General features: G+C 66.3%; 16 protein-coding genes, 1 tRNA gene and 1 pseudogene. 3 read left to right on the top strand and 15 right to left on the bottom strand.

From position 1 onward, the window contains the following. Positions 1-188: 188 nt before the first annotated feature. On the bottom strand, positions 189-3,587 hold the full coding sequence (locus tag FBY33_RS12910; protein WP_142030909.1) for a pyruvate carboxylase: 3,399 nt from the start codon (positions 3,585-3,587) through the stop codon (positions 189-191). Positions 3,588-3,889: 302 nt separating this feature from the next. Here FBY33_RS12910 and FBY33_RS12905 point away from each other — a divergent pair, with 302 nt between their 5' ends. Continuing rightward, positions 3,890-4,708 carry a ParA family protein gene (locus FBY33_RS12905; RefSeq protein ID WP_142030908.1) on the top strand — a complete coding sequence of 273 codons (819 nt, stop codon included), beginning with the start codon at positions 3,890-3,892 and terminating at the stop codon, positions 4,706-4,708. A 69-nt stretch (positions 4,709-4,777) separates the two neighbouring features. On the opposite strand, the gene FBY33_RS12900 is transcribed toward FBY33_RS12905, so the two are convergent. The 5 genes from FBY33_RS12900 to gcvH form a co-directional block, all read right to left on the bottom strand. Further along, positions 4,778-5,371 (bottom strand): MerR family transcriptional regulator, encoded by a 594-nt coding sequence (locus tag FBY33_RS12900; RefSeq protein ID WP_018763528.1) that lies wholly within the window; start codon positions 5,369-5,371, stop codon positions 4,778-4,780. Between the two features lie 232 nt (positions 5,372-5,603). Continuing rightward, positions 5,604-6,107 carry a bifunctional nuclease family protein gene (locus tag FBY33_RS12895; protein ID WP_056331728.1) on the bottom strand — a complete coding sequence of 168 codons (504 nt, stop codon included), beginning with the start codon at positions 6,105-6,107 and terminating at the stop codon, positions 5,604-5,606. After that, entirely contained in the window at positions 6,107-6,823 is a 717-nt protein-coding gene (gene ftsR / locus FBY33_RS12890; RefSeq protein WP_142030907.1) for a transcriptional regulator FtsR, read from the bottom strand. The genes FBY33_RS12895 and ftsR overlap by 1 nt, the downstream gene beginning before the upstream one ends. A gap of 23 nt (positions 6,824-6,846) precedes the next feature. Continuing rightward, positions 6,847-7,323, bottom strand: a complete 477-nt coding sequence (locus FBY33_RS12885) for an FHA domain-containing protein (RefSeq protein ID WP_056331792.1) — start codon at positions 7,321-7,323, stop codon at positions 6,847-6,849. 154 nt (positions 7,324-7,477) lie between these two features. Beyond that, positions 7,478-7,864, bottom strand: a complete 387-nt coding sequence (gene gcvH, locus FBY33_RS12880) for a glycine cleavage system protein GcvH (RefSeq protein WP_018763524.1) — start codon at positions 7,862-7,864, stop codon at positions 7,478-7,480. Between the two features lie 167 nt (positions 7,865-8,031). Here gcvH and FBY33_RS12875 point away from each other — a divergent pair, with 167 nt between their 5' ends. Then, a complete protein-coding gene (locus FBY33_RS12875; protein WP_142030906.1) occupies positions 8,032-8,901 on the top strand; it encodes an Fpg/Nei family DNA glycosylase in 870 nt (289 codons plus the stop codon). 146 nt (positions 8,902-9,047) lie between these two features. Then, a complete protein-coding gene (locus tag FBY33_RS12870) occupies positions 9,048-10,817 on the top strand; it encodes a polysaccharide deacetylase family protein (RefSeq protein WP_142030905.1) in 1,770 nt (589 codons plus the stop codon). 104 nt (positions 10,818-10,921) lie between these two features. Here FBY33_RS12870 and FBY33_RS12865 read toward each other — a convergent pair. From FBY33_RS12865 to FBY33_RS12825, 9 genes and pseudogenes are all read right to left on the bottom strand, one after another. Then, positions 10,922-10,998 (bottom strand) — tRNA-Pro (locus tag FBY33_RS12865). Positions 10,999-11,134: 136 nt separating this feature from the next. Then, positions 11,135-12,682 (bottom strand): ribosome biogenesis GTPase Der, encoded by a 1,548-nt coding sequence (gene der, locus FBY33_RS12860; RefSeq protein WP_142030904.1) that lies wholly within the window; start codon positions 12,680-12,682, stop codon positions 11,135-11,137. A 10-nt stretch (positions 12,683-12,692) separates the two neighbouring features. Next, positions 12,693-13,371: pseudogene (locus FBY33_RS12855) on the bottom strand (lysophospholipid acyltransferase family protein). A gap of 31 nt (positions 13,372-13,402) precedes the next feature. Further along, complete coding sequence (gene cmk / locus FBY33_RS12850; protein ID WP_142030903.1) at positions 13,403-14,116, bottom strand: (d)CMP kinase; 714 nt, start codon at positions 14,114-14,116, stop codon at positions 13,403-13,405. Further along, positions 14,116-15,225, bottom strand: coding sequence for a prephenate dehydrogenase (locus FBY33_RS12845; protein ID WP_142030902.1), 1,110 nt, complete (start codon positions 15,223-15,225; stop codon positions 14,116-14,118). The genes cmk and FBY33_RS12845 overlap by 1 nt, the downstream gene beginning before the upstream one ends. Positions 15,226-15,228: 3 nt before the next feature. Next, a complete protein-coding gene (locus FBY33_RS12840; RefSeq protein ID WP_142030901.1) occupies positions 15,229-16,437 on the bottom strand; it encodes a pseudouridine synthase in 1,209 nt (402 codons plus the stop codon). A 133-nt stretch (positions 16,438-16,570) separates the two neighbouring features. After that, positions 16,571-17,245: an SMC-Scp complex subunit ScpB gene (gene scpB / locus FBY33_RS12835; RefSeq protein ID WP_142030900.1), complete on the bottom strand. Its 675-nt coding sequence runs from the start codon at positions 17,243-17,245 to the stop codon at positions 16,571-16,573. Next, positions 17,242-18,057, bottom strand: a complete 816-nt coding sequence (locus tag FBY33_RS12830) for a segregation and condensation protein A (protein ID WP_142030899.1) — start codon at positions 18,055-18,057, stop codon at positions 17,242-17,244. The genes scpB and FBY33_RS12830 overlap by 4 nt, the downstream gene beginning before the upstream one ends. A gap of 7 nt (positions 18,058-18,064) precedes the next feature. Further along, the gene (locus tag FBY33_RS12825; RefSeq protein ID WP_142030898.1) at positions 18,065-18,964 is read right to left on the bottom strand and encodes a ParA family protein; all 900 of its coding nucleotides are present in this window, start codon (positions 18,962-18,964) and stop codon (positions 18,065-18,067) included. Positions 18,965-19,000: the final 36 nt, after the last annotated feature.

Below are 19,000 nucleotides of genomic sequence, written 5' to 3'. Positions count from 1 at the left end.
AGGAGGCAGGCCTGATCCGGCAGCGTGCGTAAAAGGGGCCCCGCGCCCCCGCTCGCCGCGAAGCGGCCTTAGCGGGGCGTGGGGAATAGCACGCAGAGGATCGGGCCTGCCTCCTACCCCCGCAGACAGGAACAGCGAGAGGGCCGCTTCCCGTGTGCGGAGCGGCCCTCTCGTCGTTGTGCCGGCTGTTACTGTTCGATGACCAGCAGCAGGTCTCCGCCCTGGACCTGCTCCACCGAGGAGATGGCGAGGCGGGCAACCTTGCCGCCCACCGGCGTCGTAATCGATGCCTCCATCTTCATTGCCTCGATGGTTGCCACCGTGTCGCCCGCTTTCACCTCATCGCCGGGCTTGACCGTGACGGTGACGGCGCCTGCGAACGGCGCGGCAACGTGGCCGGGCTGGGCGGGATCGGCCTTCTCGGCGGCCTTGACGTTGCTCACGACGGAACGGTCGCGCACCATGACCGGCCGGGACTGGCCGTTGAGGGTGCACATGACGGTTCGCATGCCCTTCTCATCAGGCTCGGACACCGCTTCGAGGGACGCGATCAGGCGCACGCCCTTCTCCAGCTGGATCTCGTGCTCCTGGCCGCGCTGCAGACCGTAGAGGTAATCACGGGTATCCAGTACGGAGATGTTGCCGTACGTCTCAACGCTCTTCAGGTAGTCCTTGGTGGGCCCGTCGAAGAGCAGCCGGTTCAGCGTGTGCTGGCGGGTCTTCGAATCGGACTTCAGCGCGGCGCTGTCCTCGGCGCTGAGTTCCACGTCGCGGACCTTCACGCTCCGGCCCTGAAGGGCTTTGGTGCGGAAGGGCTCCGGCCAGCCTCCGGGAGGATCACCGAGCTCGCCGGACAGGAACCCGATCACGGAGTCGGGGATGTCATAGTTCTGCGGGTTCGCCTCAAAATCTGCGGGATCGGCGTTGAGGCCCACCAGGTGGAGGGCGAGGTCGCCCACCACCTTGGAGGACGGCGTCACCTTGACCAGGTGGCCCAGGATGCGGTCGGCTGCGGTGTACATGTCCTCGATGGCTTCGAAGCGCTCCCCCAGGCCCAGGGCCATGGCCTGCTGGCGCAGGTTGGACAGCTGGCCGCCCGGGATCTCATGCTTGTACACGCGGCCGGTGGGGCCGGGCAGGCCCGACTCGAACGGGGCGTAGACGCGGCGTACGGCCTCCCAGTACGGCTCGAGGGAGCTGACCGCGTCCAGGCTGAGGCCCGTGTCCCGCGGAGTGTGGGCCAGGGCGGCAACAAGGGCCGACGCCGAGGGCTGGCTTGTGGTGCCGGCCAGGGACGCCGAGGCAACATCCACGGCGTCCACACCGGCGTCGACGGCTGCCAGGAGCGTGGCCAGCTGGCCGCCCGCAGTGTCGTGGGTGTGCAGGTGGACCGGCAGGTCGAACCGTTCGCGGAGGGCTGCGACCAGCTTGGCGGCAGCTGCAGGGCGGAGGAGGCCGGCCATGTCCTTGATGGCCAGGATGTGGGCGCCGGCGTCGACGATCTTCTGCGCCAGCCCCAGGTAGTAGTCCAGGGTGTAGAGCTTCTCCTCCGGGTCCAGCATGTCCCCGGTGTAGCAAAGCGCCACCTCGGCGACGGCGGTGCCGGTGGCCCGGACGGCGCGGATGGCCGGTGCCATCTGGCTCACGTCGTTCAGGGCGTCGAAGATACGGAAGATGTCGATGCCAGTGGCTGCGGCCTCATTGACGAACGCCTCGGTGACCTCTTCGGGGTACGGCGTGTAGCCAACGGTGTTCCGACCGCGCAGCAGCATCTGAATGCAGACGTTGGGCATTGCGGCGCGAAGGGCAGCAAGCCGGTCCCAGGGGTCCTCCCCCAGGAAGCGCAGAGCCACGTCATAGGTTGCCCCGCCCCAAGCCTCCACGGACAGCAGCTGCGGAAGCAGGGCCGTGACGGCGGGTCCTGCGGCAACCAGGTCCCGCGTGCGGACACGGGTGGCCAGCAGGGACTGGTGCGCATCACGGAAGGTGGTGTCGGTGACGGCGACGGCGGTCTGTTCACGCAGCGCCCTGGCGAAGCCTTCCGGGCCGAGCTCAAGGAGTTTCTGGCGTGAACCCGGTGCCGGCTGCTTGCCTTTGACATCGGGCAGCTTGTGGGCGGGGTTGGAGTGCACTGTCAGTTCGCCGTTGGGCTTGTTGACGGTGACGTCGGCCAGCCAGGTGAGGAGCTTGGTGCCGCGGTCGGCCGAGACACGGGCCTTGAGCAGTTCGGGGCGCTGGTCAATGAAGTTGGTGGCCACATCCCCGGCAATGAAGTCCGGATCATCGAGTACGGCCTGGAGGAAGGCGATGTTGGTGGAGACGCCGCGGATGCGGAATTCGGCCAGGGCGCGGCGGGCGCGGGCCACGGCGGCCGGGTAGTCCCTGCCGCGGCAGGTGAGCTTAACCAGCATGGAGTCGAAGTGCGGGCTGATTTCGGCGCCGGAGTAGACCGTACCGCCGTCCAGCCGCACACCTGCGCCGCCTGCCGAGCGGTAGCCGGTGATCTTCCCGACGTCGGGCCGGAACCCGTTGGCCGGATCTTCCGTGGTGATGCGGCTCTGCAGGGCTGCGCCGCGCAGCTTGACGGAGTCCTGGGAGAGGCCAAGGTCGGCGAGGGTCTCGCCGGAGGCAATCCGCATCTGGGCCTGGACCAGGTCCACGTCCGTGACTTCCTCGGTGACCGTGTGCTCCACCTGGATGCGCGGGTTCATTTCGATGAACACGTGCTGGCCTGCCCGCTCGCCCTCGGTGTCGACCAGGAACTCGACGGTGCCGGCGTTGACGTAATTGAGCGCCGTGGCGAACTTCACCGCATCGCGGTAAAGGGCCTGGCGGATGCCCTCATCAAGGTTGGGGGCCGGAGCGATCTCGATGACTTTCTGGTGCCGCCGCTGGATTGAACAGTCACGCTCGAAAAGGTGCATGACGTTGCCCTCGGCGTCCGCGAGGATCTGCACTTCGATGTGCCGCGGGCGCAGGACTGCCTGCTCCAGGAACATGGTGGGGTCACCGAACGCCGCATCCGCTTCACGCATGGCTGACTTAAGGGCTTCGGGCAGGGCTTCGCGGGTATCCACCCGGCGCATGCCGCGGCCGCCGCCGCCTGCCACAGCCTTGGCGAAGATGGGGAATCCGATCTCATCGGCGGCGGCCAGGAGCTCGTCCAGGTCCTTGGACGGCTGGCTGGACTTCAGGACCGGCACACCCGCTTCGCGGGCGGCTTTGAGGGCTGCGACTTTGTTGCCTGCGAGCTCCAGCACCTCGGCGGGGGGACCCACGAAGGTGATTCCGGCTTCCTTTGCTGCCCGTGCCAGGTCGGGGTTTTCCGACAGGAAACCGTAGCCCGGGTAGATGGCGTCCGCTCCGGATTCCTTGGCAACCCGTACTACCTCCGCCACGTCGAGGTAGGCCCGGACGGGATGGCCTTCCTCGCCAATCAGGTACGCCTCGTCCGCTTTCTGGCGGTGGATCGAGTTTCGGTCCTCTTGGGGAAAAACGGCAACGGTCTTGGCGCCAAGCTCGTAGCCGGCGCGGAAGGCCCTGATCGCGATTTCACCGCGGTTGGCCACCAGAATTTTGGAAAACATGCTTCTCCTGCATCATTGCGGGGTGGATCGATGAGTGGTCACAGTGTCTAGGACCTACAAGGACAAACACAAATCTTTGTGGCAACAGTCACAGATTTTCCCGTCATGTCCCGATCGCTTTCAGCCTGGCTGGCGGAAACCGCCCCGGCAGCACGGTCGGTGCCATGCCGACGCCCGGTAAAGCAGGATTCGCCGACGCATCAACATATGATGAGTAGGGCGGCAGGACCGTCCGGCTTCGGCTCTGCCGAGGCAAACATTACTCCCAACACGGCATCCGGCGTTAGGTTTTGGTCTCTCAAGTGCAAGTAGTCAGCATCAGCAGCCTCAAGGGTGGAGTCGGCAAGACTTCCGTCACCACAGGATTGGCGTCTGCGGCGCTGGCCGCCGGAGTACGCACGCTGGTGGTGGACCTGGATCCGCACGCCGACGCCACCACGGCCCTCGGCGTACAGCCGGGCGACCACTTGGATATCGGCAGGATGCTGAAGAGCCCGCGCCGGGCGAAACTGGCCGAGAACGTGGTGCGCAGCAGCTGGGCTGACCGCACCCCGTCAAACGGTGCCGGGCCTGCCGTACTGGATGTCGCCGTCGGCTCTGCCTACACGGGAATCTATGACCGGCCGGACCTTGGTCGGCGCGACCTTCGCCGGCTTTCCGTCGTGCTCGCCGGCGCCGACGATTACCAGCTGGTCCTCATTGACTGCCCGCCGTCGCTGAACGGCCTGACGCGCATGGCGTGGGCTTCCAGCGACAAGGTTGCCCTGGTCGCCGAACCCGGCCTGTTCTCGGTTGCGGGTACGGAACGCACCATGCGGGCCATCCAGCTGTTCAAGCAGGAGTTCGCTCCCAATCTGTCACCGGCAGGCATCGTGGCCAACCGCGTCCGCAGCGGCTCGTCCGAGCACACCTACCGCCTGGCGGAGATGGAATCCATGTTCGGCGAACTCCTGCTGAGCCCGCGCATCCCCGAACAGGCCAACTGGCAACAGATCCAGGGGGCTGCCCACCCCGTTCACCACTGGCCCGGGGATTCGGCGAAGTCCGCGGCCGGACTGTTCGATGAACTGCTGTCCAATCTCATGGCAGCCGGCAAGGGCCTGCGCAGCCGCACCCGCTGAAACGCGTAGAACAACAAAGGGCCGCCCTCCAGCTGGAGGGCGGCCCTTTGATTAAGTTATCTGTACGGCTCAGCTGATCTTCCGCGCGGCCCGCCGCTTGCTTAATTCGTCGTCCGGAAAGGACTGTTCTGCGGCATGCTCGCTGGGAAGGGAGGCCAGGCTGCCTTCCACCTCGCGCCACACCCGTCCCACGGCAATGCCGAACACGCCCTGGCCGCCCTGGACAAGGTCAATGACTTCGTCGGCGGACGTGCACTCGTAGACACTGGCGCCGTCGCTCATGAGCGTGATCTGGGCCAGGTCCTCGACACCCCGCTCCCGCAGGTGTTCAACGGCCGTCCGGATCTGTTGGAGGGATACGCCGGTGTCCAGGAGCCGCTTGACCACCTTGAGCACAAGGATGTCCCGGAATCCGTACAGCCTCTGGGAGCCGGATCCTGCAGCACCGCGGACGGCGGGCTCAACCAGCCCCGTACGGGCCCAGTAATCAAGCTGGCGGTAGGTGATGCCTGCTGCCTTGCAGGCTGTAGGACCACGGTAGCCGGCGTCCTCGTCCAGTACGGGCAGGTCCTCGGTGAACAGGAGGCCCTGGGCACCGCTCACGGGCACAGCAACACCAGCCGTGGGCTGTTTCAGCCCGCCTGCTTCGCCTTTGGGACTCACCTGGATCCTCCTTGTCGTACGCTCCCGGGAACTGATACGGCAGCCTTGGCATGAAGACCATGCGTGTAATTTTTCCGCGGGGCGCACTTTCCAGTGTGACTTGCGCGGCTGCCGTAAGCAAGGGAACTTGATACTTCGACGTTAGGCCCGGCGGGTCCCCAGGTCAAAGACCTTGGGGGCTTGGAAGAGGCGTGTCGAAACTTTCAGGCTTAACTTTAACCTTAACGTGACCTCAGCCGTCGAAATCCTCGGGTTCCACGTCGTCCAGGAACTCGCGGAAGCGGCGCAGTTCGCGCTCTTCATCCACGGTGGGGCCCGGCTCCGCGTCCTCGCCCTCATCGTGCTCGGTAATGCGGACGCCGGCCTCATCCATCACGGAATCGGCGCACCAGATCCGGCACTTTGCGCGCAGCGCCACCGCAAGCGCGTCCGAAGCCCGGGAGCTCACAGTGGTTCCGTTCTCAAACTGCAGCTGCCCGTAGAAGATGTTGTCCTCCACTGCCACAATGTTGACACTGACCACCGAGTGGCCCAACGACTCCACGACGTCCACCAGGAGATCATGCGTCATGGGCCGGGGCGGCACCACCCCCTGCTGGGCAAGGGCTATGGCGCTGGCTTCCGGGGTGCCGATCCAAATGGGGACGTGGCGTTCCCCATGCATCTCCTTGAGCAGGACCAGCGGCTGGTTGGAAGGCAGTTCGATGCGAACGCCTACAATCTCGACTTCGATCATCAGATGTCCATGCGTGAGATGTGGTCCTGCACCAGGGCCCGGTGCAGGGTGAGGCAAAGGTCGCTGATCTCCCGGGCGGCTTCGGCCGCGCGCGCCTGTGATGCAGAGTCCTTGCGCGAGGCGAGCGGTGCCACAGCACGTTCCACCAGGCCGAATTCACGTTCGGCCGCTGCCTGGAAGGGCCGCAGGTGCCGGGGTTCCAGGCCGTGGCTTTCCAGCTGGACGCAGGCGCGGGCAACCTGGAGGGCGTGTTCGTCGAACTGGCCGTTGCTGTGGCTGATGAGGCCGAAGCTCAGCAGTGACTGCAGCAGAGTCACGCTGGCGCCGGATTCGGTGCGCAGCTGTTCCTCGCTCAGCTTCCGGCCGCGGTTCTGCAGCTCAGCGGCCAGCTCGTCAGAGACGATACGCGGGGAAACCACGACGCCGGGCGGCAGGTTCTCCGGCCGCTCTCCCCTGTCGATGGCATCAAGGTAGTCCTTGATGACTTTCAGGGGCAGGTACTGATCCCGCTGCAGGGCCAGCACGAAGCGCAGCCGCTCCACGTCGCCATCGGAATACTGGCGGTAGCCAGCCGGGGTGCGGCGGGGGTTGATCAGTCCCTTTTCCTCGAGGAACCGGATCTTCGACGCACTCATGCCCGGGAAGTCGGCGCTCAGCTGGGCGAGGACTTCGCCAATGTTCAGGACCTGGGGGCCCCGGCGTTCCGGTTGTGCCATTGCCACAGGCAGCGGTCCCCGGTTCAGCTGCGGCCTGCAGCCGTGGCAGGGCTCAGGTAGAAGGTGAGGCGGAACTTGCCGATCTGGACTTCGCTGCCGGACTTCAACTCCACGCGGTCCACGCGGTCATGGTTGACGTAAGTGCCGTTGAGGCTGTTCTTGTCCACGACTTCGAAGCTGCGCGCCGTGCGCCGGAATTCGACGTGGCGGCGCGAAACAGTGACATCGTCCAGGAAGATGTCCGCGTCCGGGTGGCGGCCCGCGGTGGTCACGTCCGAATCCAGCAGGAATCGGGCGCCGGCATTCGGACCGCTGTGGGCCACAAGCAGGGCCGACCCGGCAGGCAGGGCTTCCACCGAGTTGCGCTCGTCCGAGGACAGCCTGGGCGCGATGGTGGGTTCATCGGTGACGGGGGTGAGATGGATCGAGGTGGTCTCCGACGCCTTAGCCGCACCCGTGCCGTAATCCCCATCGGCAGGGTTGTGTCTGTGGCCAGCCATGGATTCCTCCTCTTTGACGCTGCGGGCGTCAACCCGCAACCAACGTTTGCTTTCCGGCCCTGCCAGCAGGTCCGGCACCGGCACCCGATCCGGGGCTGACGTGCGAAGACGCTTTGCCTGCGGCGCGGGGCCGGACCGGAAATACCGGTTGGCTTTAGCCTACCTGTTGTTCGTACTCCGATGCACTGAGCAGGGACTCAACGGCGTCAGGTTCGGCGAGTTTGACCTCGATGAGCCAGCCGTCGCCGTACGGATCAGTGTTGATCAGGGCCGAATCGCTGTCCAGGGAGTCGTTCCGGGCCACCACTTCGCCGGAAACGGGTGCGTAGATGTCGCTCACGCTCTTGGTGGACTCAACTTCACCCACCACTTCGTTTGCCGTAATCTTCGTGCCGACTTCGGGCATCTGGGCGTAAACGACATCTCCGAGGGCGTCCTGGGCAAAATCGGTGATTCCCACGCGGACCACGCCGTCGGCATTGGGGGCCGTGACCCACTCGTGTTCGGCGGTGTAGGACAGGTCTTCGGGAATGTTGCTCATGGGGGGCCTTTCATCGGGGTACGCGCAAAGGTCAAAAGGGGCCCGCAAAACGGGCCGCCGCTGAAAGTATAGGCACATGTGCCGGGGCGGGCACGGGCCCTTCTGACAAGATGGGACCCATGAGTGCAAGCACTGGTGCGGCATCGCGGGGACAGGGCAGGTAGGCCATGCCGGAACTGCCTGAAGTCGCCGGCCTGGCCGCGTTCCTTGACGAACAGCTCCGGGGTTGCGTTGTGTCGAAGCTGCAGATTGTCTCCTTTGCAGTGCTCAAGACCGCCGACCCGCCCTTCAACGCCATCGAAGGCCGTACCGTGGCCGGCGTCCGCCGGTTCGGAAAGTTCATCAGCATCGACACGGACGGCATTTCCCTGGTGTTCCACCTGGCACGCGCGGGTTGGGTGCGCTTTACGGACTCCCCCGCCGGCAGCCAGCTCCGGATGGGCAAGGGCCTCATCGCGGTCCGCGCTGCCTTCTCCGGTCCGGAGGGGCCGCGTGGCCTGGACTTGACGGAAGCGGGCACCAAGAAGAGCCTCGCCGTCTACATCGTGCGGGACCCCCAGGAGGTCCCCGGCATCGCCACCCTGGGTCCGGACCCGTTCACTGAAGCGTTCGACGTCGACATGCTGGGTGAGATCCTCGCCGCCAGTTCCCAGCAAATCAAGGGACTCCTGCGCAGCCAGAGCGTCATTGCCGGCATCGGCAACGCCTACAGCGACGAGATCCTGCACGCCGCCCGGATCTCGCCTTTCGCCATCGCAAAATCCCTCGACCGGGAGACGGTGCAGGTACTGTACGACGCCATCCACAGCGTGCTGGGCGAAGCACTGGCGGAGGCAGCCGGCAAGCCGCCCAAGGACCTCAAGGACGTTAAGCGCAGCCATATGCGGGTTCATGCCCGGACCGGACAGCCCTGCCCCATCTGCGCCGACACGGTACGGGAAGTCTCATTCGCGGACACTGCCCTGCAGTACTGCCCCACCTGCCAGACGAAAGGCAAGATCCTGGCGGACCGAAGAACGTCCAAATTCCTGAAGTAGGAAGATCCGGCATACCCACGTAGTCCCGCGGCAGCGCCGCGGGTGATCGGATTGCGGTCGGGACTTCCGGTCCTACCCGGGCATGCCCCTGGGGCGTAGCGTCTTAGCCAAGGCTCGCATCTCTCGATCAGCACCAAGGGGTCACAATGCGCTACTCTCGACCCGCCGTCCTCGGAATGGCCTTGGCACTCGCCCTTGGCAGTGGCCTCGGGGGCACAGCACTGGGACCGCCCGCGGCCGCCGCATCAGCGGTGGCTGCGCAGCGAAGCGTTCCGGCGCCGATGGTGGTCGAGCAGGCCGGCGACGACACGATCGTCCAGCACTATGAGCAGCTCGGCGGCAGCGGGTCGTTCCTCGGCACGCCAGTCGGCAGCGCGTACGACATCGCCGGGGGCCGCGCCCAGGACTACACCGGCGGCACGATCTACTGGAGCCCCGGCACCGGAGCGCACGAGGTACACGGTGCGATCCGGGGACACTATCTCGCGCTCGGCGGCCCCGCAGGCTTCCTGGGCTTCCCGCTCACCGACGAGACCACCACCCCCGGCGCCCCGGGCCGCTACAACAACTTCGCTCGCGGCACGATCTACTGGAGCCCCGCCACCGGAGCCCACGAGGTACACGGTGCGATCCACGGACACTATCTCGCGCTCGGCGGCCCCGCAGGCTTCCTGGGCTTCCCGCTCACCGACGAGACCACCACCCCCGGCGCCCCGGGCCGGTACAACAACTTCGCCGGAGGCACGATCTACTGGAGCCCCGCCACCGGAGCCCACGAGGTACACGGCTCGATCCACGGACACTATCTCGCGCTCGGCGGCCCGGCCGGCTTCCTGGGCTTCCCGCTCACCGACGAGACCACCACCCCCGGCGCCCCGGGCCGGTACAACAACTTCGCCGGCGGCACGATCTACTGGAGCCCCGCCACCGGAGCGCACGAGGTACACGGCTCGATCCACGGACACTATCTCGCGCTCGGCGGCCCGGCCGGCTTCCTGGGCTTCCCGCTCACCGACGAGACCACCACCCCCGGCGCCCCGGGCCGGTACAACAACTTCGCCGGCGGCACGATCTACTGGAGCCCCGCCAGCGGAGCGCACGAGGTGCACGGCTCGATCCAAGGACGTTATCTGGAGCTCGGCGGATCGTCTGGCGTACTCGGATTCCCGCTCACCGACGAGTACGGCATCACGGGCGGGCGCCGTAACGACTTCCAGCACGGTTCCATCCTGTGGCACGCGGCCAGCGGCAGGACCGAGGTCATCTACACCAGCATCCCAGCGGCGCTCCTGGGCGTGGACCTCGAGCGCATTCCAACCACCCAGAAGGTTGTCGCACTCACGTTCGACGCCGGCGCCAACGACGCCGGCCTCCGATCGATCCTCGCCACCCTCGCAGCCAACGGCGTCCCAGGCACGTTCTTCCTCACCGGAAACTGGGTCAACCAGTTCCCCTCCGACCCCGCGCTGATCTACAACTCGGGGAATCGGATCGGCAATCACTCCATGACCCACCCAGACTTCACGACCCTGACCGACGCCCAGATCATGGCCGAGATCAGCAGCGCGCAGAGGACCATCGAGGCCGCTGGAGGCGACCCCCTCCCGTTCTTCCGCTTCCCGTTCGGCGCCCGCGATTCCCGCACGATCGCAGACGCCAACGCCGCCGGCTACGTTCCGATCCGGTGGACCGTTGACACCCTGGGCTGGCAAGGCACCATGAACGGAACGCGGGGCCCGGGCTTCATCGTCCAGCGAGTCATGGCGTCCGCGCAGCCCGGGGAGATCGTCCTGATGCACCTCGGCTCGAACCCCGACGACGGTTCTACGCTCGACGCCGCGGCCCTCCCGGAGGTGATCTCCCAGCTCCGGGCGGCAGGCTACGGCTTCGTCACCCTCGACGCCGCCCTCGGCTAACCGGGCAACCACGGGGAACATACGGTTTTTGATGGGTTTTCGCTGGCTGGTACAAATTCCAGAAACGCAAAAGCCGCGGAAACCCTTGAGTTTCCGCGGCTTTTTGGTCGGGCTGACAGGATTTGAACCTGCGACCCCTTGACCCCCAGTCAAGTGCGCTACCAAGCTGCGCTACAGCCCGTTGGTTCCGCCGTTCTCCGCTGAACTCAACCCTAGGGTTTTCATCAGCAGTCCGGCCGAACCACCTAGAAGAGCTTACACGATCCGGAGCGGTGCCTGTGACACTTTCCGGCGATCAGCCCCAAGGTGTGTCGCAATTAACGCTTCCGGCCGCGCTTCTCGCGCACACGCATGCTGACCTCGATCGGCGTGCCTTCGAATCCGAAGGTCTCGCGCAGGCGGCGGGTGATGAACCGGCGGTAGCCCGGGTCCAGGAAGCCCGTGGTGAAGAGCACGAACTTCGGCGGCCGGCTGGAGGCCTGGGTGCCGAAGAGGATGCGCGGCTGCTTGCCGCCGCGGACCGGGTGGGGGTGCGCAGCCACGAGCTCGCCCAGGAAGGCGTTGAGGCGGCCGGTTGCGATGCGCTTGTCCCAGTTCTCCAGGGCAAGGTCCAGGGCAGGGACCAGGCGGTCCTTGTGCCAGCCGGTCTTCGCCGAAATGTTGACCCGCGGCGCCCATTCGACGTGTGCCAGGTCCTGCTCGATTTCGCGCTCCAGGTAGCGGCGGCGTTCGTCGTCCAGCAGGTCCCACTTGTTGAAGGCCAGGACCAGCGCGCGGCCGGACTCGATGGCCAGCTGCAGGATGCGGACGTCCTGTTCGCTGAGGACCTCGTCCACGGCGAGGAGCACCACGGCGACCTCAGCCTTTTCGAGGGCGGACTGGGTCCGGAGCGAGGCGTAGTAGTCGGCGCCCTGGGCCATGTGCTGGCGCCGGCGGATGCCGGCAGTGTCCACGAACCGCCAGGTGCGGCCGCCGAGTTCGATGAATTCGTCCACAGGGTCGCGGGTGGTTCCGGCGGTGTTGTCCACCACCACCCGTTCGGATCCCGCAAGCTTGTTCAGCAGGGAGGACTTGCCCACGTTGGGCCGGCCAATGAGGGCAATGCGGCGGGGACCGCCGGAACGGTCGGTTCCCTCGATGGTGGAGAACTCCGGCAGCACCTCCATGACGTGGTCCAGGAGGTCGGCCACCCCGCGGCCGTGCAGTGCCGAGACCGGGTAGGGCTCGCCGAAACCGAGGCCCCACAGGGCCGCGCTGTCGGCTTCCTGGGCAAAGTCGTCCACCTTGTTGGCCACCATGATGACCGGCTTCTTGCTGCGGCGCAGCATCTTCATGACGCCTTCATCGGTGGCGGTGGCGCCAACGGCGGAGTCCACCACGAAGAGCACGGCGTCGGCGAGTTCCACGGCCATCTCGGCCTGCTCGGCAACCCGGGCGTGGATGCCGCGGGCGTCGTGTTCCCACCCGCCCGTGTCCACCAGGGTGAAGTTGCGGCCGTTCCAGTTGGCTGGGTACATGACACGGTCGCGGGTGACGCCCGGGGTGTCCTCCACCACGGCTTCGCGGCGGCCCAGGATGCGGTTAACCAAGGTGGACTTGCCCACGTTCGGCCGCCCGATGATCGCCAGGACGGGATCAAGCTTGACCGGGCCGTCAAAGTCCTCGTCGCCGTACTCCCCGCTCAGCAGCGCGGCATCGTCCTCGTCAAGCTCGTAGTCCTCGAGGCCGGCCCGGAGCGAGGCGGCACGCAGCTCCGCTTCGTCGTCGCCAATTGCCGCCAGCCGTTCGGCAACCTGGTCCGCGCCTGTGGGAGTGTATTCGTCCTCGGCGCCGGAATGCCCGGAAGTCTGGGTGGTGTCGCTCATTGCACTGTCCTTAGTGGTCATCTGCCGGCGTCCCCGGCTACTGCTGTCAAGTCGTTGTGGTCAGCGAAGGGCAGTGGCTGCCCGCTGAGTTGGATGGTGTCCTGGACGTGCCCTGCCAGCGCTGCACGGATGTCCTGCGCCGCCCTGTCCATTGAAGCACGCCCGCTTTCGCCGGCCCGGCGGGCCAGGGTAAGGGCTGATCCGAAGCTGACGTGGAAGCGCCGCCCGGGCCGCGGAACGAAGTCCAGGTGCTCATTGCCCTGCCGGGTACCCAGGATGGCGACCGGAACAACGGGGGCCCCGGAGTTCAATGCCAGCCAGGCCACGCCGCCGTTGATGTCCGCCGCTGAGCCGCTCCCCCGCGTCCCTTCGGGAAGAATCCCAACGCAGCGTCCGGCGTCGAGCATGTCCTTGCAGCGCTGCAGCGCCGCCCGGTCCCCCCGCCGGTCCACGGGAAGCTGCCCGGAAGCGGTGAGCACCCGGCCCAGGAAACCCTTGAACATCTCCTGTTTCACCAGGATGTGCATGGGCCGCGGTGCCGCACCAAACATGACCGGCCCGTCCAGGAAGCTGATGTGGTTGGCGGCGAAGATTACCGGCCCGCCGGTGGGAACGTTGCTCCTGCCCGTCACGGTGGTCCGGTAGACCAGGTGGTCCAGGATCCAGCCCACCGGCCTGCTCCACGCCATGGTCAGGCCGGACGGCAGGGCCGCCCCGGCGTCAGTCACGGTTGAGCACCTTGGTGACGATCACGAGCGCGGCGTTGACGGTCTGCTCGAAGTCCAGGTCCGAGGAGTCCAGCGTCACCACCCCGGAAGCGGCCTGGGTGAAGTTCACCACGGTTGAGTCCCTGGCATCCCGGTGGGTCACCTGGGCTGCCAGCTGCTCGGCGTTCTGCGTCCCGCCCAGCTGGATGCCCCGGCGGCGAAGGCGGGCTTCCTCGCTGGCGGTGAGGAGCATGCGAACCTCGGCTCCGGGCGCGACGACGGTAGTGATGTCCCTGCCTTCCACCACCATGCGGCGGTGGTGCTTTTCGATGAGGTCCCGCTGCCGGCGGATGAGTTCCGTGCGGGCACCAAGGGTGGTGGCCACGGAGCTGACCGCGGAGGAAATTTCCGGCTCACGGATGGCGTCGGTGACGTCCACGCCGCCCACCCGGACGTATTCCTCCTGCGGGCTGGTGCTCAATTCCAGCACAAAGTCCCTGGACGCTTGTTCCACGGCCGCGCCGTCATCAAGGTCGATGCCCTGCGTTACGCAGTACCAGGTAAGGGCGCGGTACATCGCTCCGGTGTCAAGGTAGGCCAGCCGCAGCCTGCGGGCGACCTCCTTGCTCACGCTGGATTTACCGGAACCTGACGGTCCGTCGATGGCGACCACCAGCGGCCGCCCGATGCGCAACGCGCGCATGGTTTCGAGGAGTTCCTGTGTCATTACTGAAGTACCCGCCATCCGCGGTCGTTGAGAGCTTCGATCAGGTGGTCGTGCTTGTTCGGCAACACAGACAATTCCACCATGCCAACGTTCTGTCCGGAGGAATGGTCCAGCCGAAGGTCTTCGACGTTCACGCCGATTTCACCGATTTCGGTGAGCAGCTGCGCGATCTGGCCGGGCTTGTCATCCACCAGGACGGTGAGCCAGGAGTATGCCTGCGGCGGCCCGCCGTGCTTGCCGGGGATCCGGGCCTGCCCCGCGTTGCCCTCACTGATCAGCTGCGCCAGGTCCAGCCGGGCTCCCGGTGCCGTGGGCTGTTCCAACGTTCCGATGAGGCGGTTCAGGTCCTCGCGGACGCCGTAAAGGATCCCGACGACCTTGGCCGCATTCCCGCCCAGGATCTGCACCCACAGGGTGGGGTCGCTCGCGGCGATCCTGGTGACGTCGCGCAGGCCGTTGCCGGCCAGCGACAGGGCATGCAGCGGCGTTCCCTGGAGCCGGCTGGCCAGCAGGGACGACATGACCTGGGGAAGGTGCGACACCAGGGCGACCGCCTCATCATGTTCGTCCGCCGTGAACTGCGAGACCACTGCCCCCAGGTCCGAGGCGAGCGACCGTGCCACCTGAAGGGCAGCGCCGGAGGTTTCCTCCGATGGGCAGAGCACCCACGGCATGGAGGTGAACAGCTCGCCGCGCGCGGCTACCGGACCCGACTTTTCCCGCCCGGCCATTGGGTGGGTGCCCACGTAGCGCGTGAGGTCGGCACCGAGGCTGCGCAGCCGGGCCAGGATGTCCGCCTTGACGCTGGCAATGTCCACCACGACGGCGGCCGGGTAATCAGCGAGCGCCTTGTACACGACGTCCGCGGTGACATCCGGCGGAGCGGCGACCACTACAAGCTGGGGCTTGGCGTCCCCGAGGTCGGCCAAGGGACGCCCGGCACCGATGTCCACCGCCACCGCCTGGTTGGTGGGTGAGGGGTCGGAAAGGAAGACCGGTACGCCACGCCCGCGCAGGCCCAGCCCGATGCTGGTGCCCAGCAGCCCGGTGCCAATCACCACCACCGGCCCATCCAGGTGGCCGCGGCCCTGGCTTTTGAACGCCGACATGCGTCAGAGTCCTACGGATGCCAGCAGATGGCCGACTTCCTGCTTGCCCAGGTTGCGGATGCTGCCCTGGCGCTGGTCACCGAGGCCGATGGGGCCCACCTTGACGCGGACCAGCCGCTGGACCGGGAAACCGACGGCGTCGAAGAGGCGGCGGACAATCCGGTTCTTGCCCGAGTGGAGCACAACCTCGATCAGCACGTGGCCCGGGGTGGAGTCCACCAGGCGGAAGGAGTCGACGTTCGCGAAGCCATCCTCCAGTTCCACGCCGGACTTCAGCTGGGCGCCGACGCCCTGCGGGAACGGCCCGCGCACCTGCACCAGGTAGGTCTTGGGGACTTCGTAGGACGGGTGAGTCAGCCTGTTGGCGAGTTCGCCGTCGTTGGTCAGCAGCAGCAGGCCTTCGGTGGCGACGTCGAGCCGGCCCACGTGGAAGAGGCGTTCGCCGGTGTTCTTGTTGCTCTTCAGGAAGTCGCTGATGCAGGGCCGGCCCTCGGGGTCCTCCATGGTGGACACCACGCCCTTGGGCTTGTTGAACACCATGTAGACCAGGTTCTCGTCCAGCTGGATCCGCAGGCCGTCAACGTGGATGACGGCGGTCTTGGGGTCCACGCGCATGCCGAGTTCCGTGACCACCTGGCCGTCCACCTCGACGCGGCCCTCGGCGATCATCTCTTCACAGACGCGCCGGGACGCCACTCCTGCGGACGCCATGACCTTCTGGAGGCGCACGCCGTCGGCATCGTGGAGTTCTGACTGCGGAACATTGCCGCGCGGACCCTTCTTCCGGCCTGGCTTGCGGACCGGGCCCAGGTTCTGGCCGAAGCGTTCGCTGCCAAAGGCACGCGAAGCGGCTGCCCCGGGAGTGCCGGTACGGGGCTTGGGCTTGAGGGCGCCGGGAGTTCCAGGAGCCTTCTTGGCGCCGGGTTTCCGGGCAGCGGGCTTCCGCGACGACGGCTTGGCGCCGCGGGCATCCTCAGCTGGACGTCCCGGCTGGTCCCCCGCGAGATCGGGGTCGATGAAGCGTTCCTCGCGCGGCTTGGGGCTGCGGTGCGGCCGGTCCGCGCCGAAACCTGCACCGCGCTTGCCTGTTCCGCCGCGGGAGCCTCCGCTGAAGCCGCCGCCCTGTGTGCTGCGCTGCTGGGAATTGCTGCGTTCGTTCCCGCCGCGTCCCGAACCGTTACGTGGTGAACCCTGGCGTCCCGCCTGTGTCATGACCCGTCCTTCAATGTGTTTTGGCCGGCAAAGATGTCCAAGGACAACCCTAGCCAGCCGTGCAGACTTCGTCTGCCCTGATAAAAAACCTGATAAAACCTGCTGATGGGACAGGTGCCGGCAGGGCGCCTGCCTACATCGTCCCGGCGTCGTAGAACTCTGCGATCCCGTCGAGCCCCGGAAGGTGCGGCGACAGCTGGGGCAGGTCCCCCACAGAACTGATTCCCATCCGTTCGAGGAAATAGGAGGTGGTCCGGTAGAGGATTGCGCCGGACTCGGGATCGATTCCCGCGTCCTCGATCAGCCCGCGCTGGGCCAGCGTCCGTACGACGGAATCAACATTGACACCGCGAATTGCAGACACCCTGGCCCGGGAGACGGGCTGGCGGTACGCGATGACTGCCAGTGTTTCCAACGCCGCCTGGGTAAGCCTGGCCGTCTGCCCTTCAAGCACATATTTGCCAACAATGTCGGCAAACTCAGTGCGCGAGTAGATCCGCCAGCCACCGGCGATGTTCCGCAATTCAAAACCCCGGGGGCTGGAACCAATGCCGGCGTGGCTGGCATCCTCCATCTCCGGGGCTTTAACAGTATAGCCGTTATACTCACGCTGCAGTTCTGCCAGAAGCGAGCGGACGCTATCGACCGTCAGCCCCACTCCCGCAGCCAGCTCCTCCTCGGTGGCTGGTTCGTCAAGGACCATGAGGACAGCTTCGAGGGCAGCCTTGGCTCCGCCCGGGAGATCGTCAAAGTCGCTCCCGTGGTCCAGGTCCTCCAGGGGCGCCCCTTCCTGCGGCTTGGGGTTCATGGCTGCTCCTCATACTCTTCGCTCAGGTTTTCTGCAGACCAGTCCCGGCCTTCGGCAGTCCAGTGGATGGCAAGCTCGGCCAGTGGGGACAGCTGGTCGAACGCGACGGCCCGGTCCCGGAACAGTTCCAGAAGGGCCAGGAACCGGGCCACCACCACCAGGGTTGAATCGGCGTCGGCAATCAGGGAACGGAAAGTCTGGGGCGACTCCCGTTGAAGGCGAAGCCCCAGCATCCTCCCTTCTTCCTTGACGCTGACGGTGCTGCCGTGCAGGTGTCCGAGTGCCACCTGGGGCGGCTGGGCAGGCGCTTTAGGCCGGAGCGCGGCCTCGGCCAGCGCGGCGAACTGCTCCGGTGTGTGCTTCCAGACCAGTTCGGGGAGCATCGCCGCGAAGTGCTCCTCCAGGGCCACCTGCCGCGGAAAGCGCCGGCCTTCCTGGTGCAGGGTTTCACCCAGGATTCCGGCCACCTGCTTGAAGGCCTTGTACTGCAGCAACCGGGCAAAGAGGAGATCCCGCGCCTCCAGCAAGGCGATGTCCTCGTCGTCCTCCACTTCGCCGGCTGGAAGGAGCCGCGCTGCCTTGAGGTCCAGCAAAGTTGCGGCAATCACCAGGAACTCGCTCGCCTCGTCCAGTGCCCATTCCTCGCCGAGCTGCTGCAGTTTCCGGATGTACTTGATGAATTCATCCGTGACGGTGGCGATGGCCACTTCGGTGATGTCCAGCTGGTGTTTGGCGATCAGTCCCAGGAGGAGGTCGAACGGACCCGTGAAGTTGGCCAGCCGCACCTCGAAGCCGGGTTTGGATTCGGCCACGGCGTGCTTAGGGTGCGCCGCCGCGGGAGATCAGCTCCTTGGCCAGCCGGCGGTAGGCATCGGCGCCCACGTGGTTTCCGGCATAGCTGGTGATGGGCTCCGCGGCCACCGTGGCGTCTGCGAACTTGATGGAGCGCTTGATGACGGTTTCGAAGACCTTGTCGCCGAACGCCTCCACCAGCCGGGTGATCACTTCGCGGCTGTGCAATGTCCGTGCGTCGTACATGGTGGCCAGCACGCCATCCACCTGCAGCCGCGGGTTCAGCCGGTCCTGGACCTTGTCGATGGTTTCCACCAGCAGCGCCACGGCGCGGAGGGCGAAGAACTCGCATATGAGCGGGATGATGACGCCGTGGGCTGCCGTGAGGGCGTTCACGGTCAGGAGGCCCAGGGAGGGCTGGCAGTCGATGAGGACGACGTCGTAATCGTCTTCGACTTTCTTGAGCGCACGGTCCAGGACCTGTTCGCGCGCAACCTCGTTGACCAGCTGGACTTCCGCGGCGGAGAGGTCGATGTTGGCCGGCAGCAGGTCCACGTTCTCCACGCCGGTGTGGTGGATGGCGTCGCGGATATCCACCTTGCGGTCCATCAGGACGTTGTACACGGTGAGGTCCAGTTCATGCGGGTTGACGCCCAGGCCGGCCGAGAGCGCACCCTGGGGGTCGAAGTCCACCAGCAGGACACGGCGGCCGTACTCGGCGAGCGCTGCGGCGAGATTAATGGTGGAGGTGGTCTTCCCCACGCCGCCCTTCTGGTTGACCATGGCGATCACGCGGGCCGGACCGTGGGAGGGCAGCGGCGCGGGTTCCGGGAACTCCCGGTATGGGCGCCCGGTGGGCCCCATCACCGCGTTTTCCAGGTCGAATTCCGTGCCCTCCAGAGTTGCTGAACCCTGTTCGCTGCTCACGTATCTGTCCACACTTTCGATGACGGTGATTTCCTG

This window comes from Arthrobacter sp. SLBN-112 (genome assembly GCF_006715225.1).
Taxonomy (GTDB): Bacteria; Actinomycetota; Actinomycetes; order Actinomycetales; family Micrococcaceae; genus Arthrobacter.
Note: the sequence above shows the minus strand (reverse complement) of the source record. Positions and strands in the feature narration are given on the sequence as shown.